This is a genomic window from Sulfurimonas sp., from assembly GCF_014859695.1.
In the GTDB taxonomy this organism is placed as follows: Bacteria; Campylobacterota; Campylobacteria; order Campylobacterales; family Sulfurimonadaceae; genus Sulfurimonas.
The window spans coordinates 66,013-87,327 of sequence record NZ_JACUTS010000002.1 but is presented as its reverse complement, the minus strand read 5'-3'; the positions used below and the strand labels follow the sequence as shown (position 1 = coordinate 87,327).

Here is a 21,315-nt window from a genome sequence, read left to right as displayed (position 1 = left end):
TTTTTAAATCCTAAACTTTAGGTCTCTTTGTTTGTGGAGGGGAATTATAGGGAAATCAAACTTCGATGTCAATGGTTTTTCAGATGAATTTTGAAATTTATTTACATGTGTTAAGTTTTCAATGCTTTTTTAATAAATTTCACCGATAACCATTCTATATAAAGCAGTTGTGTTGCTATTTATTAACTCTTTATGTATAAAATTCTTTTACATTACATATATAAAGGAAAAAAATGGGACTTTACAATCGCGATTATGCTAGAGAAAATGCATCTGCATACAGTACTCAAGCTAGAAGTGAAACACAAATTATATCTTTTGTAAAAGAGACATATAAACTTTTTGCTGCTTCACTGATGGCAGGTGCCGTCGGTTCTTACGTTGGTGTACCGATGGCTGGAACAATAGCAGCTAATTTTTTCCCTCTACTGATTTTAGAGATTGGGCTTTTAATTGGACTGCATTTTGTAAAACATAAGCCGGGAATTAACTTAGCCGTAATGTTTGGCTTTGTATTTATGACAGGCTTAATGTTGGCGCCTCTGCTTTCACATACTTTAGGAATGAACGGTGGTGGAACAATTGTCGGAAACGCTTTTGCAATGACATCTCTTGTATTTGGTGCCATGAGCTTTTATGCCGTTAAAACTACTAAGGATTTTTCTAGCTACGGGAAGCCGTTAATGATAGCACTTGTTGTTATTATTGCCTTTTCTATTATAAATATCTTTTTGGGAAATCCATTGATGGCTATAGCTATCTCCGGAGCCGTTGTTTTACTATTTAGTATATTAGTTGTATATGACACTCAAAATATCATTAAAGGTGCATATGAAACACCTATCGATGGAGCAATTGCTCTTTATTTAGACTTTTTAAATATTTTTACTGCTCTTCTACACCTGTTTGGTATATTTGGAAAAGATGAGTAAAGAGCTTTCACCCGAACTTTATCGGGTGATTGATGCCAACTTAAACCGCCTCAAAGAAGGTATTAGAGTTGTTGAAGATATTGCAAGATACAGAGACAACAACAAAGAACTCTCCTCCCAATTAAAGCAACTAAGACACAAAGCAAAAATCGAAGAGACACTAGAGTTACTAAAAGAGCGCGACAGCGTAAATGATGTACTTCGCACTACAATCAAGAGTGAACTTAACCGCACCGATATATCTGCAATCATTCTAGCTAACTTTAAAAGAGCGCAGGAGTCTGCAAGAGTACTAGAGGAGCTTTATAAACTTCATAGTGCTGAGTATAGCGAGAACTTTAAACAGATAAGATACGAGCTTTATGCGTTAGAAAAATCTACTCTAGTCGGCAATTAATAAGCAGTAATTTTTTTAGGTATTTTTATAAAAGAAGATGAAAAGTAAGAGGGTAAGATTTGGCGTTATTGCCAAATCTTATATAGTTTTATTTATGTTATAGACCCATATCAAATTCTAGATATGCTCTAGCTATATTACCTGGATGAAGCAAATCATAAAGTGCTTTGTCTTTAAACTCTTCTAAAGGCACAGCCTCAACAATTCCTGTACTGTCAATGCCATCATCCATAGCGGCTTCAACTCTCTCTTTTGTTAAAGTAAAGTATTGTACAGATTCATCAGTTGCAGTCTTATCAATGATAAAGCCATGTCCAGGAACTAAAATTGTCCAATCTTTTGAGTTAATAGTCTCTAGCGCAGAAAGTTGACCCATAACAGAACCATCTCTGTTAGATGTAACTCTTCCATTCATAACCAAGTCACCTGCTAAGATAAGTTTGTTATCTGGCATATACAAGAAATAATCCTCGACTGAGTGACCCATTCCAACAGGAACGTACTCAAGATTTACACCTGCAACTTTAAACTTTATAGTCTCTTTGTACCATTTGTCAACATGAATAATCTTTGTGCCTCTAATAGCATTTTTAGAAAGAGTTAAGAACATTCTAGACTCTTCGTGACCAATCGCATAGTTTTTGTTAATAGATTCAGGACCAACAATTTCTGCTCCATGAACTTCTTTATAGTAGTTATTACCTAACCAGTGATCATCATGCTCATGACTTAAAATAACATGTGTTACAGGAAGCTTTCCAGCAACCTTGATTACTGCTTCATAAGCCTGTTTCGCATATATGTAAGATGGTCCGGTATCCCATAAAACATAACCATCGTTACCTTTTATGTAACATGTGTTTACCATGTTCCCACCGTTCTCTTTTGTCGGAATTTCAAGTGCTCCAAAAAAACACCATACATTTTCGCTCACTTGCTTTGGCTTAAGATTATACTGAAAATCAGCATCTGACTCATGACCGTCCGCAAAAGAAGCTGTTGCAAGTGGCAACATTGCCACTGCAGCTATAAGCAGTGGTTTAATCATCTTGTTTATCATATTTTTTTACCTTTTAATTTAATTTACTCTTTGTTGTAAGAATATAGTTGAAGTGTTTTATAACACATCAAATTTACTCTTTTTTTAACCTAAGACCTTCTCTCTTGAAAAAGAGAGAAGTGCGAAAAATTACTTAACTTGATCTTTATCGCTATCAACAACACCTTTGTCATTGATAGTTTCAATAACAAGCTCATCGCCTTTTTTACCTTCAACATTAAACATAAAGTAAGGGTTTTTAGATAGGAATGGTCCAGTAGACGCTTCCCATATAACTTTACCATTTATTTTAGCAGTAACGTGAGTAAGAAAATCTACTTCCACTTTTCTTGTCTCAGCTTCTTCTTTGCCTACCATTGGGCTGTCAAGTAAAATTTTAACTTCAACTAGACCTTTTTTTTCTTTTGCTTTTATTTTCATAATTTAATCCTTTTTTTTATTTTTATTTATATCTTTTGCGTTCTGTTTAGGTTTGAATCAACCTCCACAACCACCGATAGAAACCTCTACTTTTTGTACTGCTGAATATAATTTACCGTCTCTGCCTTTTGCAACTACTGTTACATTGGCAGTTTTTCTCATTTTAATCTTAGTCATAAGATCAGCAACAGTACCTTCTGCTAACTCCATAACTACAACAGCACTTCTTGGGTTGGCATCTTGAAATAGAGCAACTACAGCTAAATCTAATTTAGATTTAATACCGATTGGCACTGCACCACCGTTTTCAGCTAACTTTGGAGCTTTAATCTCAATTTGTCCATCTATCATTTCTGATGAACCAAATAACGCCTCAATTGCCTCTTTAGAGCTAGGAGCTTCCCATGCTTTTGGAGCAGTTGCTCTAAAGTCGGTAGCACTTAAACTTACAGGTAACACAGATGCAACAGCTACTGCTGTCGCACCTAAACTTAAAAATTTTCTTCTTTGCATTTTTTTTCCTTTATATAGTGTTAGTAGATCTAATAAGTCTTACTTACTAGATTCTACCATAAATTTAACAATGTCTTTAATCTGATCGTCACTAAGGTCCATAGCTCCACCTTTTGGAGGCATACCGCCAATACCGTTTATAGAGTTATGGTTAACTCTATCTATGCCTTGCTCCATTACTGTAGCCCAAGCATTTTTGTCTCCCACTGCAGGTGCGCCCATTGCATCAGTTTTATGACAAACCGCGCAAGACTTCTCATACAGTTTTTCAGCCTCTGATACCGGTCCTGCATTCTCGTCTTCAGGTGGAAGATTTCTTACAGTAGAGTATGGAGGTACAACATTCGTAATCTCATTTGCAATTCTTGCTACAGGCTCTTTGCCGCAGTTAGTCATACAACGAGTTCCGACTGCACCGAAGTTTTTAGGCTCTGCAAAAAATGCTCTTACGTTTTCAATACCATTTGGTCCATCAATGTCTGGATAAAAACCATCACGATTCGGCATTACAATCTTTTTGAAGTTATCTTGATTTAACTCTTCAATATCTTCACCGTCTATTTGGATACCGTTCTCAGCCAATAGGTAAGCAGTCATTGCATACATCTCATCTGGTGTATAGCTTTTTGGGTTTGCGTACGGCATAGCATCGCGGATATACCAAATAAGCGTACTTGCTTGCGGCCAGTAAGAACCTATAGTTCTGTTTGGAGCATCTTTGCCTGGACAAGTTCTTTGGTTTGCAAGAGACTCTATTGATCCACCTGTTAAAGTAGGATAGCCTTTACCACCTGCACCAAAATCACCGTGGCAAACAGCACAATCTCTATCGTATAGCACTTCACCCTCATCAACACTGCCGCTACCTTCTGGCAAACCTGTACCGTCCGGCATAATATCTACATCCCAAGCTTTTAACTCGTTTGGAGTCGGAGCTCTACCGAAATTTACACCCGTTGTCGGTTGCTCATTAACAGCATATGCAGTATACATACCATTCTCTGTTTTATATGTAACACCACCGTCTAAAGCATCTTTAGTCGGGTTATACATACCGTTAGCAGCTGACTGAACTTTTGCAGATGATTTACCCGCAGTAGTGCTTGAAGCAAAACAACCTGTAAATAACAGTGCACTACTTGCAACTACGGAAACCCCAAGAATAATTAGTTTACTATTTAATTTTATCATTTTCTGCATCTCCCTAACTTGGACAGTTATCTGTTCTAACTTGAACATTGTGAACTGAACCATCTTGTCTTACTTCCCAAGTACAAATTGAGTTTCTATGATAAACACCCTCTACGCCAATAATCTCTTTCTCTTGAGTAACTGATGGCTGAACATATCCAGCATCATCCATTGCACGAGATTGAATCAACAGAGGTTTGCCCTCATATCTGTACATATATGAGAATCTTGTCCATGACTTAGGAAGAACCAGTCCTTTAAGACTTGCTTCAACGTAGTTATCTCCGCCGTCAAATGATATATCTACAGCCGTTATTGTTCCGTGACCGCTCCAAGCAATACCTTCTACCTCTACCAAATCACCTTTTTTAAGGTCAGACCATGGTTTTTCAGGACAAGGAGTTGTGATAATAGAGTTTACTTCTAACGGGTAGAAATGTTGGATAGCTTTACCGCTAGCAGTAAGAACCGTATATTTAGAAGTCTCTTCTTTACAGTACCATGGCTCTGCACCGAATTCTAAACGTTTTAGCCACTTAACACATAGGTTTGCTTCCCAGCCCGGCAACATTAAACGAACAGGATAACCTTGTTCAGGTCTTATTGCCTCACCGTTTTGAGCCCAAACAATCATTGCATCATCTAGTACTTTTTCAACAGGAACTGTTCTGCTCATCTCTGAACCGTCAGACCCCTCAGCTAACATCCATTTTGCAGTCGGTTTAAGACCGATTTCATCAAGGATAGTTTTTAGGCGAACACCCGTCCACTCTGCGTTGCTCATCATGCCTTTTACGAATTGTAAAGAGTTAAACTGTGGACCTTTCCACTCAGCAGCACCGTTTGCAGGGCACTCCATGAAAAGAATTCTACTCTCAGACGGATATTTTTTCAACTGATCAAGAGTCAAAACGATTGGCTTGTCAACAAGACCGTGAATCATAAGTCTAAACTTATTTGGATCTACATGCGCAACACCGTTGTGTGTTCTTACGAAGTGTAAACCATTTGGCGTAATGATTCCCTCTAGCTCATGCAGTGGTGTCATTGAAACAGCAGCATGCATATCTCCAGCAGATGAAAGAAGACTTGATGTTCTTCTTACAACATTGTGCTCATACTTTGACGGTATACCATATGGATACTTATTAAGCTCATCACCTAAACTTGTACCCCACTCCACATGGTGAATAATATTTTCATCATCCGCCGATAACTTAGCAGGTGCTAAGATACTTGTAGCAGCGATAGCGCTTACAGAATAAGCAGCAGTTCTTTTGAAGAAGTCTCTTCTACTTGATTGCTCTACACTATTTGTAGTAGTAGTTTCTAAATTATTTTCAGAAATTTTACTCATTTATCATCTACCTCCTTCTCTTTAATCTTGTAGATTTTATAGTATGCACAGTACAAACTTTATACATAGTACAAAATGCAAGACGGAGATTATATATGAAATTAAATTAAATTGTCAAGCAATATAATCAATAATGTAATAATTTTCTCACATTTTTATATTTCTTCACACTTTATTAAAAAATTAACTTCTCTTATAGTTTTTATAATTGATACTAAAAATATGTTAAAATTATGCAAATATAAAGTTACTTAAAAACGGTGAAAAAATGTCAAAAAAATGTGTCGGAAAAATTATAGAGCTCTTTATCTCCACAAAAGAGAGTTCCTCAAGAATCAATAAGCCTACTATAGAACTGGATCTGGCTGGAGTTGTAGGAGACAAGTTTTACGACAAAGACAACAGCCGCTCAATCTTAATCACTTCTAGTGATAGCTACAACCTGATAAAAGAGTATGCTATAGATATGCCGTATGGCTATTTGGGTGAAAATATTCTAATGGACTATAATCCATACTCCTTGGGCATGGGAAACAGGCTTCAAATCGGCACAGCACTGTTTGAGATAAGCCAAAACTGTACTATATGCAACCATCTATCCGTGCTTGACAAACGTATACCTAAACTTTTAAAAAACGATAGAGGCATCTTCGCAAAAGTTGTTACACCCGGAAAAGTATCAAAGGGTGATGACGTCTATTTGTTGCAAGAGTAGATAAAAACGACTTCAAACTCCAAATAGCTTAGAGGGTACTCGCGAAGAAGTTTTTTGCTCTCTTTATAACTCAATACTTTTCTCGACCCGCTCACACCGCTTTTTTTTATATAACGAAACATATCTCTTGTCGATTCAAACTCAAGCTTGTAGTCTACGATTTCGGTTTTTGCGTCAAAATACTTTTTTCCAAGCTCACAAACTTCCTCTGCACTTCTTAAGATTGTGTCAATCGCTGCCGTTTTGTTTATGGTTTTAAAAGTATTTGAGGTAAAAATCGCCAGAGCAACGGGAGCATTTAACTTCTTAATCCTGCTAAAAACTTGCTCTAAATCATCCGCCCACTGAAGAGCCGAAGCAGAAAAAATAAAATTATATATATATGTAAGCTTATTTTCAAAAAGAGCGTTGTCGTTAAAATCTGCGTAGATAAGCTCAATCTTTGGTGATTTTGGATGCAGCTCTAACATGCCCTGCGCAAAATCTACCCCGCAAAAGTGCTCATAATCCCACTTGATTGCCTTGCAAAGGCTTCCGCTTCCGCACCCTAAATCTAAAATATTTTTTGGTTTATGTTTTACATAACTTAAAAGCTTCTCAATCACTCTGTTTTGTATAACGTTGTAGCTGTTATAATCAAGTGCGTATTTTGAAAACTCTGAGCTTATCTTCATCTTCTATTAGCGACCAAAGACAGAATAAAAATCCCGATTATGCATAGTACTATGGTTGCTCCTGAGGGGAGTGAAAAGTGAAACGAGAGAGCCATTCCAGCCAATACGCTAAAGAGCGAAAACGTAAGAGAGATGAACACTGTTTTTAAAAACCCGACTCTAAACTGCAGTGCCGCGATGGTGGGAATAATCATAAGAGCGCCTATAAGAAGGCTTCCGACCACCCTAATGGAGAGAGCAATAATAATTGCAACAACACTCACAAGCACAAAATTTAAAATGTTTACCTTTATGCCGCTGGTCTTTGCCACCTCTTCATCATAAGCAATAAAATAGAACTCTTTTGAAAACAGTAGAAGCACCCCCAAGGAGAGAGTTCCAAAGAGTGCAATAACAACAATATCTTCACTGCTCACAGAGAGAATAGAACCAAAAAGGTATGAAAAAAGCGAGTTGTTAAATGCCCCTCCAAGAGAGACGATTATGATTGCTACCGCCAAAGAGCCTGAGAGCAAAATAGCAAGAACCGCGTCGCTGTAGAGTGCGAATGCGCTTCTTAAATACTCAATAAGCCAAGCCGATAAAAGTGCAAAAACAACTGCCGACCAGAGAGGATTGTACTCTGCAACAAGACCTACAGCTACGCCTAAAAGAGCTGAATGCGCCAGCGTCTCGCCTATTAAAGAGTATCTTCTCAAAACAACAAACGTACCACTGATGGAGGCTAAGATGGCAATGATGACCCCCGCAAAGAGCGCTCTTTGCATAAAATCGTATTCAAACATCTCAAACATGTTAATGCTCGTGCTTGTGAACATGAAGCAGATGAGCCTCTATTCCGTAGAGTTCGCTCATCTCTTCACAGCTAAGTGCTTGCTTTGGGTTGTTGCAGATGATTGCTTTTTGGTTTATCGTAAAGAGTCTTGCTATATCATCGGCAATCACCCCTATATCATGCGTTATAAAAACAATGGTAATACCCTCTTTTTGATTTAGCTCTCTAAGCAGTGCGTAAAACCTTTTTTGAGAGCCAACATCTACGCCCGTATTTGGCTCATCCAGTATCAAAATCTCGGGTTTTGAAGCAAGCGCACGAGCTATCATAACCCTTTGTCTCTGCCCGCCTGAGAGCGTTCCTACCATCTTATTTTTCAGGTCGCTTATATCCATCTTTGCCATTGCGTCATCTACAAGCTCTCTATCGAGTTTACTTAGTGGCTTGAAGATGCTTCTTTGTGATGTTCTTCCCATCTTTACGATGTCCAAAACAGTAGCCGGAAAAGAGCTGTCTATAAGCGAAGCACGCTGTGGCACATAACCGATTTTATGCCAATCTTTAAAGTGTGAGAATTTTTTGCCATATATTCTCACCTCTCCAGAAGTTGGCTTCTCAAGACCCAAAAGCATTCTAATAAGCGTTGTTTTGCCTCCGCCGTTTGGTCCAATGATTGCAATATACTCTGATGGGAAAATCTCCAGAGAGATGTTTGAGAGGATAGTCTGCTCTTTAAGAACAAAGCTTAAATTTTTAACATCAAATATTGGAACGCTAAATTTCATTGGCACTTTAGGGCTTTAGATATTTTTTTAAGATTTCTTCTCATGATATCTTCATAACTCAGTTTCTCTTTTGCCTCATCGGCAGTGATATTACCAAGCGGCTGAAGAACATCGTAAGAGACGTTTGCCTCTTTTGCTATGCTTTTTATAGTTTTCTCGTTTGCAAACTTCTCAAAAAATATAGTCTCTACGCTATGCTCTCTGATAAACTTAATAAGCTTTATCATAGTTTTTGCGCTCGGCTCTGCTTCGGGAGAGAGTCCGCTCAGAGCCTCCGTATGGAAGCCGTATCTATTCGCCAAATAGGAAAATGCGTTGTGATTTACGATGATTGTATCGAGTTGACACGAGGAGAGCTCTTTTTTGTAATCTTCATCAAGATTTTTTAGCATAGCAATATAGCTATCTCTGTTTTTAGAGTACAGCTCTCTGTTTTTTGGAAAGAGTGCAATAAGCTCTTCGGTTATTCGCTCTGTTGCAAGTATCATATTTTGCGGACTCTGCCAGTAGTGGGGGTCTACTCTGCCGTGGTGGTGATCATCATGATTGTGCTGATCTTCATCTCCGCCAACCTCCATCAGTTTTACATGCTGACCCATATTGAGCGCTCTGTTTTTAAACTCAAACCCCTCTATCCACGGCTCCAAACCGACACCGTTGTAAAGAACAAGATTGCTTCTTGATATCTTTACCATATCTTTAGGAGTCGGCTCATAGCTGTGCGCATCTACCCCAAAAGGGAGAATCATAAAGGTCTCCGCCGTGTCGGAGGCTATATTTTTTGCTATATCGTAGAGCGAAAAGGTACTCACCGCGATAGTAGGTTTTTCATTAAGTTTTTCTTCTGCCCCAAGAGATATTGACGTAACAAGCAAGATTGCAGTCAAAAAAAATTTATTTTTAAAATTCATCGCTATTTCCAAACATTTTTTTGAAATTATATCTTATTTTGCAACAATTGGTTTTTTTGGGTATAATTCGCAACTTTTAAAACTCAGGATATATATAATGACAGCTAGTTTTCTACTTATTGTTCAAATAATTTTAGTCGTAATGATTATCATAGCGGTACTTCTGCAAAAAAGCTCAAGCATAGGTTTAGGGGCATACAGCGGCTCAAATGACTCTGTTTTTGGAGCAAAAGGTCCAGCAAGCTTTTTAGCAAAAGCGACTTTTACCATAGGCTTTTTATTTGTCGTAAACACAATAGCGCTAGGCTATATGTACGCATCGGCTGCAACCGAGTCAGTCGTTGACAATATGGTTGAAACAACTGACGTTCAAGCTCCCTCTGCCGTAACTCCTCCGCCCGCTCAGAGCGAAACTACACCTCCGAAATAGTTGCAATTTTTTTGCAACTACACTCTTTATAAAATCTTTTTTTTAGCCATTTCTCGCTACAATGGCGCCACTATTTTTCATACATAAGGAAACTAAATGCCAAATGAAATATTCAATGCATGCGAATCAGAGATGAGAGCAAGCGTAAACCATATGCTAAAAGATTTTAAGACGTTAAGAACAGGTAAGGTAACAACCTCTGTTTTGGACAATGTCAGAATTGATTACTACGGTACCATGACTGCGCTTGATCAAGTCGGCTCTATTTTAGTAGCAGACGCAACTACAATCGTTATTAACCCGTGGGAGAAAAACCTTCTCTCGACCATTGAGAGCGCTATATCAAAAGCAAATGTAGGCGCAAATCCAAATAACGACGGTGAGCAAATTAAACTATTTTTTCCTGCCATGACGGTTGAGCAAAGACAAGAGTCCGTAAAACAGATGAAGGGCATGGGTGAGACTGCAAAAGTTGCTATCAGAAACGACAGAAAACATGCTAATGACAAAATCAAAAAGCTTGAAAAAGATAAAGAGATAACAGCTGATGAGTCAAAATCTGCTCAAGAGAACATACAAAAACTTACAGATAAATTTATTGCGGAAGTTGATAACATTCTTAAAACAAAAGAAGCAGAGATACTAAAGGTATAAGCTAGATGGATATTAAAAAAATATATATGGATTCAGATGCTCTTTTAGAGGGGCATTTTAAACTAAGCAGCGGTAACCACTCACAATTTTATCTCCAATCTGCAAAAGTTTTAGAGAATCCAAAAACAGCAAAACTTCTCGCAGATGCACTTGCCCTTGAGATTAAAAAGAGCGGTTTAGAGATAGATACAGTCTGCGCTCCTGCTCTTGGCGGTCTTATAGCAGGTTTTGCACTTGCAACCGCGCTTGATGTACGTTCTATATTTGCCGAGAGAGTGGATGGCAAGATGACTATTCGTCGCGGCTTTGAGATAAAAAAGGGCGAGAGAGTCTTGATGTGTGAAGACATTATTACAACAGGCGGTTCTGCTATGGAAGCCGCAGAGGTAGTTAAGAGCCTTGGCGGAGAGATTGTAGGCGTTGCCGCACTTGCCAACCGCGGTTTTTGTAAGCGCCAAAACAGCGATATAACAACAAAGCCAAACTGTAAACTTCCGCAAGATATTCCGTTTTTTGCGCTGGAAGATTTCACGTTTGAGATGTATGCGCCGGATGAGTGCCCTATGTGCAAAGCCGGAAGCGAAGCTATAAAGCCTGGCTCAAGAGGGAACTAGCTGATGTTACGCACTGTAATGAGCAAAGCCCATTACAGTGGCATGGACACTAGTGTCCCTACAACCCCCTAAAGCTACTTCATTAAAATGAAGAGATTTTTTGCACTACTTATTAGCACTATAGTAACTCTTAGTGCAACACAATCCCAAAGTCTTTCAAATAATGAGAAACTTAAAAAGATGATTGGCAGGATGCTTATCGTCGGTTTTGAGAGTGAGCGCGTAACTAAAGATAGTCTAATCGTAAAGCAGATGCAAAAATATTACCTCGGAGGCGTCATTCTATTTGACCGCCACTTTAACGACAGAAGCAAAACAAAAAATATAAGTTCTCCTTCGCAGCTGAAAACTCTTACCTCATCGCTCAAATCATTCGCTCTAAAACCGCTTCTAATCTCCGTTGATCAAGAGGGAGGAAAAGTTGCAAGACTCAAGCCCGCATACGGTTTTGAAGCCACACCCTCCGCTAAAGTAGTCTCTGAGATGGATGCCTACATGACGAAACGTGTCTATGACAATCTTGCAAAAACGCTCAAAGATGCAGGCATCAACTGCAACTTTGCACCGGTAGTCGATTTGGCAACCAACCCTCAAAACAGGGTTATTGTCGGACTAAAACGCTCCTACTCAAGCGAGCCCAAAGAGGTCGCAAAGTATGCAAAGATATTTATGGACGCACTAAGGGAGAAACATATTATCTCTGTTTTAAAACATTTTCCAGGTCACGGTTCATCACTTGGAGATTCGCATAACGGATTTGTAGATATCAGCAAGACATGGAGCGAAGTTGAGCTAGAGCCATACATAGAACTTATCCACTCAGGAGATGCCCGCATGATAATGACGGCTCATGTCTTCAACTCAAATCTTGATGAGCTTTATCCCTCAACGCTCTCATACAAAACAAATACGGAGCTGCTGCGTGATAAGCTAGGCTATGAAGGGGTGATTGTTAGTGATGATTTGCAGATGGGTGCAATTGCAAATCATTACACTCTCGAGCAGATTGTGACACTAACTATAAATTCTGGAGTAGATATGCTGCTCTTTGGCAACCAACTCTCATATCAAGACAATGATGAACTTGTAGAGACTATTTTGGCTCAAGTAAAAAATGGCGCTATCCCTCTAAGTAGAATTTTAGAGTCAAACTCAAGAGTAGAACAGTTGTTCACTAAGATAAAAACGAAATAATGCAAAGTGCTTTTTCAACTCTAGACTGGATTGTATTTGCCTCCTATTTTATCATGCTTGCCATAACGTCGGCTATTTTAAGCCGCACCAAAATCAACTCTTCTCGGGACTACTTTCTATCTCCACACGCAATGCCGATGTTTGCCGTCGCTCTATCTGTTTTGGCTACCTCGCAATCAGCCGCCACATTTTTGGGTGCTCCCGAGTACTCTTATGCGCATGATTTTACATTTATAGGGTTTTACTTCTCTGCGCTTTTAGCGGTTGTTTTTGTAGCATATGTTTTGATTCCCAAATATTATGAGATGAAGGCGGTTACGGTCTATGAACTCCTAGAAGCCAGATATGGCCAGAGCGCAAAGAAGCAGGCAGGTGTGATGTTTCTTATAGGGCGAGTGCTTGCCAGCGGAGCAAGACTCTACATCGGAGCGCTCGCAATATCGATGATTTTATTTAGCGATATACTCTTTTTTCATGTTGCGCTCTCTATCTTGGTTTTAATGTTTGGAGCGCTTGCATACACCTACTTCGGCGGTGTGCGTTCCGTCATTTTAAGCGATGTTATTCAGGCCGTGACATACATCGGAGCGGGAGTCGCTGTTCTTATCTATCTCTACACCTCACTTGAGCATATCGAGATTATAAAGACGCTTAACGAACAGAACAAACTAAACTTTTTAGACACATCGTTTGATGGCAACTTTAGCGTTATCGGACTTCTTGGCGGCTGGCTTCTTCTAAACATCGCCGCCTTCGGACTTGATCAGGATATGACGCAAAGAGTATTGGCATGCAAAAACAAAAAAGAGGCGGCAAAATCACTTATTGTCTCTATTTTGCTTACCATTCCCGTCGTACTTCTTTTTTTGGCAATCGGCTCGCTTCTGTACCTCTTCTACATGCAAAGCAGCGTAACACAGAGTTTTGAGGGCGAAAAAATTACGATTTTTATGTACTACATACTAAACGAGATGCCTGAGGGTTTAAGAGGGTTGGTTACAGTCGGGGCAATTGCGGCAGCTCTCTCAAGCACAAACTCCGTTCTTGGCGCCATGGCATCGGTTGCGGTTGAGGATCTCTACAGACCATGGAGATTAAAACAGGGCAAAACAGATGAGCAGCACTTTGTAAAAGCTTCACGATTTGCAGTGCTCTTCTTTGCCGTTCTTCTCTCTCTTATGGCGGTACTAAGCTACTTCTGGCAGCGCCATGGTGATTTATCACTTATAAACTTCGCGCTTGGTGTTATGGCATTTGCATACACGGGGCTTTTGGGTGTATACTTCTCGGCAATATTTACATCACGCGGAAATGAAAAAAGTGTTTTATGGGGTCTTCTTGGCGGGTTCGTAACAGTTCTAGCGCTCCAGCCCTATACCTTTGGCTTTGAGATTGGTTTTTCATGGCAGATGGTTATCGGTACCGCTGCGGCATTTTTAATCGTTCAAACAGGAGGAGCAAAAAATGAGTGAATTTTACATCGGTGTAATGTCGGGAACAAGTCTTGACGGCATTGATATTGCCTACTGCCAAATCAAAGAACACAGCTTTGAACTCCTTCACTCGGACAAATACTCTTTTGACAAAGAGATAAAAGAGAAGATTTTAAAAGCGCTAAAGACCCCTGTAACACTTAAGCAAATTGGCGAACTTGATACGCGCCTTGGAAAAATGTACGCAGATACGCTAGAGCGTTTTATATCCCAAAAAAAGATAGATAAAGAGCAGATAGCCGCTATCGGTCTGCATGGACAAACACTGTGGCATGAGCCAGATGGTGAGTATCCCTTCTCCATGCAGCTGGGCAATCCTAACGTTATCACAGCGATTACAGGCGTTAGTGTCGTTAGTGATTTCAGACGAAAGGACATGGCGTTAGGCGGTCAGGGCGCTCCCTTTGCACCCGCATTTCACCAATATATTTTCTCAAGGCTAAAGAGTAAGATTGCCGTTGTAAATATCGGGGGAATGGCAAATCTGTCTATTTTGGGAGAAAATCTCATGGGGTATGATACCGGATGCGGAAATGTTCTTATGGATTACTGGGTTTCGCTTTACAACGGTGCAACATTTGATGAGGATGGAAGTTGGGCAAAATCAGGAACTCCAAACTCTGAGCTATTAGAGCAGATGCTAAGCGAGCCATATTTCTCAAAAAAAGCCCCAAAGAGCACGGGACGTGAGCTCTTCAATGGAGCATGGCTTGAGAGAGAGCTTGAGACTTTTCTGCAGAAAAAGGGCGGCACTCTGCATATAAAAAACAGGGATGTACAGGCAACGCTCTTGGAACTAACAGTCTCAAATATCGCAAATGAGGTCAAAAAAAACGAAATAGATCTGCTTATAGTATGCGGCGGCGGTGTTAAAAACGGCTATCTTATGCAGAGAATCGGGAGTGTGCTAAAGGATGTGGAAGTGGTTTCAAGCGATGAGTGCGGGGTAAGCAGCGAGTTTATGGAAGCTATGGCTTTCGCATGGCTCGCACATGAGAGAGTGCACAAAAATTGTGTTAAATTATCCTCCGTAACAGGAGCGTCAAAAGATTCTATATTGGGTGCTATTTATGAGTAAAATCCAAACTTGGCTAAAAACAACTTCTTTTAAAAACTACATAATTGAGTCTGCTATAGCAGATGCGAGTTTTAGAAAATATTACAGGCTGCGAGACGGCAACAAAACGGCACTTTTAATGGACTCTTCACTTGAAAAAGAGTCACTAAAATCCTTTCTCGATGTAACGTCAAGACTTCTAAGCGCAGATGTAGGCGTGCCTAAAATATTTGAACAAAATATAGATAATGGCTACTTGATACTCGAAGATTTCGGAACTAAGCACTATCTGGATATCTTAAATCAAAACAACTTTAAAACTTACTACACAAAAGCCATGAACACTATCTTAAAGATGCAAAAAGCCGATGTTGCAGGACTTCGGCTCTATGACAAAGAGTTCTTACATGTAGAGATGGATTTGATGCAGGAGTGGTACATCCAAAAATATCTTCATGTAAAGCCGACTGAGGCGCAAAAAGAGCTTATAGCAAACACCCTTGATACTATCTCAAACACTGTTCTTGAGCAGCCTCAAGAAACATTTGTTCATCGCGATTTTCACTCAAGAAACATAATACTAAAAGAGAACAATAAACTCGGCATCATCGACTATCAAGATGCCATGAACGGTGCTATTACCTATGACTTGGTATCGCTGCTAAAAGATTGCTACGTCGCCTATGACAGAAGAAGCATAAAAGAGCTGGCTCTAGAATTTCGTGACAAAAAAGGGCTCAAAGTGGACAATGAAACATTTATAAAATGGTTTGATTTTATGGGACTTCAAAGGCATATAAAAGTGCTTGGGATCTTCTCTCGTCTATATATTCGCGACAAAAAAGAGGGTTATTTAAAAGATATACCTCTGACTCTCAAGTATGTTATAGATACGGCAAGCAGATATGAAGAAACACAAGAGTTTGCAAAACTTCTAAGCAGTCTCAAATGAAAGCCATGATTTTGGCGGCAGGACGCGGGGAGAGAATGCGTCCGCTTAGCGATAAAACTCCAAAACCACTTTTAAAAGTTCACGGCAAAAGTCTTATTGTTTGGCATATAGAGAGGCTTGCTTCTCTTGGCTTTAGCGAAATAATAATCAATATAGACCATTTAGGCGACATGATAGAGAAGAGTTTGGGCGACGGTTCAGAGTGGGGAGTCAACCTGCTCTACTCGGATGAGAGGCAAAGCGGGGCGCTAGAGAGTGCCGGCGGGATTATAAACGCTCTGCCTCTTATAGAGAGTGAGATGTTTTTAGTAGTAAACAGCGATATCTGGTGCGACTATGAGTTTGAAACAGGTTTTAACTTAAGGGATGACTTGGCTCATCTTATCTTAGTTCCAAATCCAAAACATAATCCAGATGGGGACTTTGCACTATATAAAAACAGGGTTAGCAACGATACAAAAAGAAGATTTACGTTTTCAGGTATCGGGTACTACTCTGCTAAACTTTTTGAGGGCTTACAAAATCAAAAGATGCCGCTTGCACCACCGCTTAGAGAGGCGGTAGAGAAGGGCAAAGTAGGCGGCTCTCTCTATGACGGAAGATGGTATGACATAGGCACGCCGCAAAGACTTAAAGAGATAAATGCTACTTCTGTATAAACTGCCCGCACCCTTTTACCTCTGTGCCTTTAAAGGTCTTATAATCTTTGTTTCCCTCTAAATATGAGTGATATCTTGCGCACTCATCGCTTTTCATACATATTTTATTGTCGCAAGCCTTATCTACTTCCATCTCTATTCCTATTTTAAATTTTTTTGAAATTATAACAAATATTTTTATTACCTAAAATAGGATTTGGTTTAACATGCTATACTAAAACCAATAAAAAAAAGGGTTTATGATGTTTAAAATATTTTTTATACTTTCTCTGGGAACATTGCTGTTTGCGAAATATGACAACTGCGAATTTAAAAACAAAGATTATATAGATGTCTGCAACAGTGCCGTCAAAAACGGTGTCTCATATGAGTATGCAAACAAGTTTTTGCTCTCTTACTTTAAGACAAAAAAGTTTGATGAGATTAGCTATAAATATCTTCAGCCAAAATACATTACAACCCATAAAAAAAATGAGAAAAAAGCAAACAACGTGCTTGTAAAGTATGTGCCCGATATGGTTGAGCATCTCAAAGAGTATAGTGAGGTTTATGATTTTGCAGAGCAAAAATATGGCGTAAACCGTGAGATAATTGCCGCTATTTTGATCAAAGAGACAAGGCTTGGAAAGATAAAGCCGACCCATGACGCATTTATTGTCTTTAACACTTTGGTCGTCAGAACAGAGCCAAACAGCCCTAGAGAGAAGTGGCTTCTAAATATGGGCAAAACAAACATGGCTTCCATAATTACCCACTGCTACAAAAAAGAAGTAACACCCGAAGAGTGCACCCTGCCAAGCTCTTACGCAGGAGCAGTTGGAATTCCACAGTTTATGCCAAACAGTTTTATATATGCTCATGGGTATAAAACAGAAATTGCAGATTTGACAAAAATGGAAGATGCCATCGTCTCTACAGCTAATTTTTTACGCCAAAAAGCAGAATTTACAGAGCTGATAGAGTGGAGCAAAATACCTGATATCGTAAGCATTGAATCCAAATGGTACGATTATGAGTTTGAAAATGAGAACGCTTCGCTTGTTTATGAGAAAAGTTCTAAAGCAGACAAAACATACGACTGTTTTGCATGTGACAAGGAAGAGCTCCAATATCTAAGAGCTTATGCCAAAAAAATAATGCGCTACAATAACTCCTCAAACTACGCTATCGGAGTTATGCGTCTTGCGTATGATGCACATACTATGCTTAACAAATAAGAATAGTTATTTTTTTCTCGTGTCTTTAAAATAGAGTACACACCAGCCATCTGGACTTATGGAACCCTCTACTATTTTACACTCGTTTGTTTCTGGTAAAAAATGGAGACAGTCTATACATTTTTTACCATCTTTTGGACTATCCTGATACATAGTCTTCTCTTTTGTTCCTTTTGCTAAAAGAGGAGAAGCACCCCATGTTACAAGCCCAAGTATAGCCATATATCTGAAAAAAACTCTTCTTGATGAAGCTTTCATTCTCATCTCCTACTAGGAATTTGTAAAAATTACATTTAACCATAAACGCTTTTCCCACAACTATACTTTATTCTTTTTCTCTTAAATATTTATAGACAATAAAATCTACTATCTTTGTTAAATTTTATTTTATTAAAAAATTGTGGCTTTTAGCGTATGGGATTTTTGGGGCTTTACAACTCTCACATCATCAAAGGCGTTTGCTGACTCTATGCAGAGCATATTCTCGTAGGCATCTTTTTTCATTGCGCTCATTCTTAAAGTTTTTTCTATCCACGGATTCCAAACAACCACGGAAGATGAGCCGTCGTTGTTTATGCTAATCTCTCTCTTTTTATCTTTTAAAACGATTATGCCATCAACCTCTTGGTAAACTCTGTCAACCTCTTGATTGAAGGTTATATCTCCATCTTGCACCTTATTTTTGTATGTCAGGGCATCAAGATAGGGGTTTTTATTAAACCCCTTGACACTCACATTAGAGATATGCGAAACTTTAAAATAGGTATGAAGCGCTTGTGTAATCTCAAACTCTTTGTCATCTATATTTGTCGTTTTAAGTTCCATAGTCAGCTTGTCTGAGATAGTTACATGCAACTCAAGCTCAAACTTATAGTGCCACATCTGAAGCGTTTTTTTATTGTGAGTCAGCCTAAAAGTCAAAGTTGTTCTCTTCTCGTCCGACTCATCACTGCAGACAAACTCCCACAAAGAGACTCTTGCAAAGCCGTGCTGCGGCAGAGTTCTGTCTTCATTAAAACCAAACCATGGCCAGCAGATCGGAACTCCTCCACGGATAGCTTTTCCTAGCTCAAAATCGCTCACTTCGCTAAGCCATAAAATAGGCTCTTCCCCTACTCTTGCATAGTGAAACAGATGTGCGCCCTGAAGCGCTATTTTTGCCTCTGCGGCAGAGTTTTTTATCTCAATATAAGCAAAGCCGTTTGGCAGTTTTTTGTGAGTTATCACAACTCATCCCAAGACTTTATCTTATGCCATCTAAGAGCGTAAAGTAGTATAAAGAGATAACAGATTATCCCCATAAGGTATGTTGACTGCATATCTCCGCTGACGTAAGATATCTTTCCAAATATAAGCGGAAGGATCGCACCGCCTGCTATAGCCATAATCAAAAGAGCGCTTGCTTGTGCAGTGCGCTTTCCCAAACCCTCAAGTGCAAGCGGCCAGATCGTCGGCCATACAAGAGCATTTGCAAACCCTAAAAATGCTACAAAAGTCACGGTATTTGGAAGAGTTCTAATGCCGCTCCATCCCCATAAAACCTCTGAAATTCCGTGGCTTTGAGATGAGAGCACTACGCCGAGCAAAAAGAGTATTCCAAAAAGTGCAGAGCCTATGAGCGCGCGCTCTTGTGAGAGATATTTCGGTATGAGTGCGACACCCAGCGCATACCCAATCACCATAAAAGACATTACATAAGAGGTTAGGGCGGTAACATTTGTTAAGCCTAAATGCTGTCCGTAAAGTCCGATGGTGTCTCCCGCCATAACCTCTATGCCTACATAGAAAAAGAGTGCGGATGCACCCAAAACCACGCGTGGAAACGCAAAAATACTCTTTTGTTCCTCGGCTTCATCTTTTTCAAACTCAAGTTCGGGAAGCTTGGAGAACTTCACAAGGATGATAAGAGAGCTAAGCAGCAGTGCCATAACAATGTATGGAGCTATAAGCTTTGAAGCAAGCTCCTCTTTTGACTCGGCAGAGAGATCCTCCAACGAACCTATCCCTGAGAGTATAAATGCGGTAAAGAGAAGTGGTGCGATAACCCCTGCTCCCTTGTTTATAAGCCCCATAATACTTATACGCATCGCCGCGCTCTCTATTGGTCCTATGCAGACTATGTAGGGGTTTGATGCAGTCTGCAAGATAGTAAGACCCGACCCAAGAGCAAAAAGAGCTATCAAGAAAAGTGTAAAACTCTCCCTCTGCGCTGCGGGTATAAAGAGAAGGCTCCCAACTGTCATAATCGCCAAGCCGAGTGCCATTGAGTTTTTATACCCTATTTTTTCAATCACGTAAGACATCGGCAGAGCCATAACCGTATAGGCTATATAGAAGACGAAAGTCACAAAAAGAGCCTCAAACTCGTTAAGGTCGCAGATAACCTTTAAAAATGGGATAAGCGAACCGTTTAGCCATGTAACAAAGCCGAAAATAAAAAAGAGAACCCCTATGATAACCATTGGAAGGAACGATGTTTTGTTAGACATTTTTAAGCCCTTTAAGATAGTTTGCAACGCCGTCTTCATCATTTGTATGCGGCAGAACTATTTTTGCCGCCTTTTTTACGCCCTCTTGCGCATTTGCTACCGCAATGGATGTTCCCGCTAACTCAAACATGCCTATATCATTAAAGTTGTCTCCAAAAACACTCAACCTCTTTAAGTCAAAGCCTATTGCTTCGCTAACGCTTCGTATGCCATGTGATTTGTCCGCATCTTTGTGAAGCAGCGTCAAAAAGTAGCAGCCTGCATAGGCTTCTGGAGCCAAAATATACTTAAGCGTGTCTCCAAAAACTCCTCTAAGATGCGATGCGACTCTTCTTAAAAGCTCCTCTTCACCAAAATATACAATCTTAAAATTGTCACTCATGGCGCGAAGATTTTTCTCTTGATGATGATACTCATCTTTTTTGTAGTTTTTAAGAATCTTTGTTTGATATACGTTTAAGACTGTAGAGTAGGAGAAAGCTTCACTCAGATTTTTATCTGCCAAAGAGAGAACAAAAGGGTAGATGCCGAACTTTGCGCCCTCATCTATCACTGCATCGCCGACCTCTTTGTTTATAAACTTTGTGCCGATTATCTTTTTCTCCATGGTAGCTATCAATGCGCCATCAAGCAGTATCATGGGAGCGTTGACATCTACATCTTTTAAAAACTGCGCCGTCTTTTTATATGTCCTTGCGGTTGCTATACTAAGGATAGAATCAACTCCAAAACCGTTCCATATCTCTTTTGTAAAAAGGCTTACAGACAAATCGGTTCGCAAAAAAGTGTGATCCAAATCTGTAATATAAGCATTTTTCATATTGTT

26 protein-coding genes are annotated in these 21,315 nt (G+C 39.5%); 12 read left to right on the top strand and 14 right to left on the bottom strand.

Annotated elements, in window-relative coordinates:
• Window positions 1-233: 233 nt before the first annotated feature.
• Together IBX42_RS01195 and IBX42_RS01190 are read left to right on the top strand one after the other, a co-directional pair.
• The gene (locus IBX42_RS01195) at window positions 234-932 is read left to right on the top strand and encodes a Bax inhibitor-1/YccA family protein (protein ID WP_294927544.1); all 699 of its coding nucleotides are present in this window, start codon (window positions 234-236) and stop codon (window positions 930-932) included.
• Window positions 925-1,329: a thiamine-phosphate pyrophosphorylase gene (locus tag IBX42_RS01190; protein ID WP_294927542.1), complete on the top strand. Its 405-nt coding sequence runs from the start codon at window positions 925-927 to the stop codon at window positions 1,327-1,329. The genes IBX42_RS01195 and IBX42_RS01190 overlap by 8 nt, the downstream gene beginning before the upstream one ends.
• 97 nt (window positions 1,330-1,426) lie before the next feature.
• On the opposite strand, the gene IBX42_RS01185 is transcribed toward IBX42_RS01190, so the two are convergent.
• From IBX42_RS01185 to soxC, 5 genes are all read right to left on the bottom strand, one after another.
• Window positions 1,427-2,389 (bottom strand): MBL fold metallo-hydrolase, encoded by a 963-nt coding sequence (locus tag IBX42_RS01185; RefSeq protein WP_294927539.1) that lies wholly within the window; start codon window positions 2,387-2,389, stop codon window positions 1,427-1,429.
• Between the two features lie 129 nt (window positions 2,390-2,518).
• The gene (gene soxZ / locus IBX42_RS01180) at window positions 2,519-2,809 is read right to left on the bottom strand and encodes a thiosulfate oxidation carrier complex protein SoxZ (protein ID WP_294927536.1); all 291 of its coding nucleotides are present in this window, start codon (window positions 2,807-2,809) and stop codon (window positions 2,519-2,521) included.
• A 57-nt stretch (window positions 2,810-2,866) separates the two neighbouring features.
• Window positions 2,867-3,322 carry a thiosulfate oxidation carrier protein SoxY gene (locus tag IBX42_RS01175; RefSeq protein WP_294927533.1) on the bottom strand — a complete coding sequence of 152 codons (456 nt, stop codon included), beginning with the start codon at window positions 3,320-3,322 and terminating at the stop codon, window positions 2,867-2,869.
• 39 nt (window positions 3,323-3,361) lie between these two features.
• Window positions 3,362-4,513 (bottom strand): c-type cytochrome, encoded by a 1,152-nt coding sequence (locus IBX42_RS01170; protein WP_294927530.1) that lies wholly within the window; start codon window positions 4,511-4,513, stop codon window positions 3,362-3,364.
• 13 nt (window positions 4,514-4,526) lie between these two features.
• Window positions 4,527-5,870, bottom strand: coding sequence for a sulfite dehydrogenase (gene soxC, locus IBX42_RS01165; RefSeq protein ID WP_294927528.1), 1,344 nt, complete (start codon window positions 5,868-5,870; stop codon window positions 4,527-4,529).
• 268 nt (window positions 5,871-6,138) lie between these two features.
• On the opposite strand from soxC, the gene IBX42_RS01160 reads away from it, so the two are divergent.
• Window positions 6,139-6,585, top strand: coding sequence for an MOSC domain-containing protein (locus IBX42_RS01160; RefSeq protein ID WP_294927526.1), 447 nt, complete (start codon window positions 6,139-6,141; stop codon window positions 6,583-6,585).
• On the opposite strand, the gene IBX42_RS01155 is transcribed toward IBX42_RS01160, so the two are convergent.
• The 4 genes from IBX42_RS01155 to IBX42_RS01140 are packed head-to-tail and all read right to left on the bottom strand — an operon-like array spanning window position 6,567 to window position 9,730.
• The gene (locus IBX42_RS01155) at window positions 6,567-7,259 is read right to left on the bottom strand and encodes a methyltransferase domain-containing protein (RefSeq protein WP_294927523.1); all 693 of its coding nucleotides are present in this window, start codon (window positions 7,257-7,259) and stop codon (window positions 6,567-6,569) included. The genes IBX42_RS01160 and IBX42_RS01155 overlap by 19 nt on opposite strands.
• Entirely contained in the window at window positions 7,256-8,077 is an 822-nt protein-coding gene (locus IBX42_RS01150; RefSeq protein WP_294927521.1) for a metal ABC transporter permease, read from the bottom strand. The genes IBX42_RS01155 and IBX42_RS01150 overlap by 4 nt, the downstream gene beginning before the upstream one ends.
• A complete protein-coding gene (locus IBX42_RS01145; RefSeq protein WP_294927518.1) occupies window positions 8,055-8,819 on the bottom strand; it encodes a metal ABC transporter ATP-binding protein in 765 nt (254 codons plus the stop codon). The genes IBX42_RS01150 and IBX42_RS01145 overlap by 23 nt, the downstream gene beginning before the upstream one ends.
• The gene (locus tag IBX42_RS01140; RefSeq protein WP_294927516.1) at window positions 8,816-9,730 is read right to left on the bottom strand and encodes a metal ABC transporter substrate-binding protein; all 915 of its coding nucleotides are present in this window, start codon (window positions 9,728-9,730) and stop codon (window positions 8,816-8,818) included. The genes IBX42_RS01145 and IBX42_RS01140 overlap by 4 nt, the downstream gene beginning before the upstream one ends.
• 97 nt (window positions 9,731-9,827) lie before the next feature.
• Here IBX42_RS01140 and secG point away from each other — a divergent pair, with 97 nt between their 5' ends.
• The 8 genes from secG to murU all read left to right on the top strand — a co-directional run bounded on the left by secG (window position 9,828) and on the right by murU (window position 16,783).
• A complete protein-coding gene (gene secG / locus IBX42_RS01135) occupies window positions 9,828-10,160 on the top strand; it encodes a preprotein translocase subunit SecG (protein WP_294927513.1) in 333 nt (110 codons plus the stop codon).
• 96 nt (window positions 10,161-10,256) lie between these two features.
• On the top strand, window positions 10,257-10,814 hold the full coding sequence (gene frr, locus IBX42_RS01130) for a ribosome recycling factor (RefSeq protein ID WP_294927510.1): 558 nt from the start codon (window positions 10,257-10,259) through the stop codon (window positions 10,812-10,814).
• A gap of 5 nt (window positions 10,815-10,819) precedes the next feature.
• Window positions 10,820-11,428 carry an orotate phosphoribosyltransferase gene (gene pyrE / locus IBX42_RS01125; RefSeq protein ID WP_294927507.1) on the top strand — a complete coding sequence of 203 codons (609 nt, stop codon included), beginning with the start codon at window positions 10,820-10,822 and terminating at the stop codon, window positions 11,426-11,428.
• 87 nt (window positions 11,429-11,515) lie between these two features.
• Window positions 11,516-12,622 (top strand): glycoside hydrolase family 3 N-terminal domain-containing protein, encoded by a 1,107-nt coding sequence (locus IBX42_RS01120; RefSeq protein WP_294927504.1) that lies wholly within the window; start codon window positions 11,516-11,518, stop codon window positions 12,620-12,622.
• Window positions 12,622-14,094, top strand: coding sequence for a sodium:solute symporter (locus IBX42_RS01115; protein ID WP_294927501.1), 1,473 nt, complete (start codon window positions 12,622-12,624; stop codon window positions 14,092-14,094). The genes IBX42_RS01120 and IBX42_RS01115 overlap by 1 nt, the downstream gene beginning before the upstream one ends.
• Window positions 14,087-15,193, top strand: a complete 1,107-nt coding sequence (locus tag IBX42_RS01110) for an anhydro-N-acetylmuramic acid kinase (protein WP_294927498.1) — start codon at window positions 14,087-14,089, stop codon at window positions 15,191-15,193. The genes IBX42_RS01115 and IBX42_RS01110 overlap by 8 nt, the downstream gene beginning before the upstream one ends.
• Window positions 15,186-16,124, top strand: a complete 939-nt coding sequence (locus IBX42_RS01105) for a phosphotransferase (RefSeq protein ID WP_294927495.1) — start codon at window positions 15,186-15,188, stop codon at window positions 16,122-16,124. Before IBX42_RS01110 ends, IBX42_RS01105 begins: the two co-directional genes overlap by 8 nt.
• Window positions 16,121-16,783: an N-acetylmuramate alpha-1-phosphate uridylyltransferase MurU gene (gene murU / locus IBX42_RS01100; protein ID WP_294927491.1), complete on the top strand. Its 663-nt coding sequence runs from the start codon at window positions 16,121-16,123 to the stop codon at window positions 16,781-16,783. Before IBX42_RS01105 ends, murU begins: the two co-directional genes overlap by 4 nt.
• Here murU and IBX42_RS01095 read toward each other — a convergent pair.
• On the bottom strand, window positions 16,770-16,916 hold the full coding sequence (locus IBX42_RS01095; RefSeq protein ID WP_294927488.1) for a hypothetical protein: 147 nt from the start codon (window positions 16,914-16,916) through the stop codon (window positions 16,770-16,772). The two genes, murU and IBX42_RS01095, sit on opposite strands and share 14 nt — an antisense overlap.
• Window positions 16,917-17,025: 109 nt before the next feature.
• On the opposite strand from IBX42_RS01095, the gene IBX42_RS01090 reads away from it, so the two are divergent.
• On the top strand, window positions 17,026-18,000 hold the full coding sequence (locus IBX42_RS01090) for a lytic murein transglycosylase (RefSeq protein ID WP_294927485.1): 975 nt from the start codon (window positions 17,026-17,028) through the stop codon (window positions 17,998-18,000).
• Between the two features lie 6 nt (window positions 18,001-18,006).
• On the opposite strand, the gene IBX42_RS01085 is transcribed toward IBX42_RS01090, so the two are convergent.
• From IBX42_RS01085 to IBX42_RS01070, 4 genes are all read right to left on the bottom strand, one after another.
• The gene (locus IBX42_RS01085) at window positions 18,007-18,258 is read right to left on the bottom strand and encodes an iron oxidase oxidoreductase (protein WP_294927483.1); all 252 of its coding nucleotides are present in this window, start codon (window positions 18,256-18,258) and stop codon (window positions 18,007-18,009) included.
• Between the two features lie 132 nt (window positions 18,259-18,390).
• Complete coding sequence (locus IBX42_RS01080) at window positions 18,391-19,227, bottom strand: D-hexose-6-phosphate mutarotase (RefSeq protein ID WP_294927480.1); 837 nt, start codon at window positions 19,225-19,227, stop codon at window positions 18,391-18,393.
• Window positions 19,224-20,489 carry a sugar MFS transporter gene (locus IBX42_RS01075; RefSeq protein ID WP_294927476.1) on the bottom strand — a complete coding sequence of 422 codons (1,266 nt, stop codon included), beginning with the start codon at window positions 20,487-20,489 and terminating at the stop codon, window positions 19,224-19,226. The genes IBX42_RS01080 and IBX42_RS01075 overlap by 4 nt, the downstream gene beginning before the upstream one ends.
• A complete protein-coding gene (locus IBX42_RS01070; RefSeq protein WP_294927473.1) occupies window positions 20,482-21,309 on the bottom strand; it encodes an HAD-IIB family hydrolase in 828 nt (275 codons plus the stop codon). Before IBX42_RS01070 ends, IBX42_RS01075 begins: the two co-directional genes overlap by 8 nt.
• Window positions 21,310-21,315 lie beyond the last annotated feature (6 nt).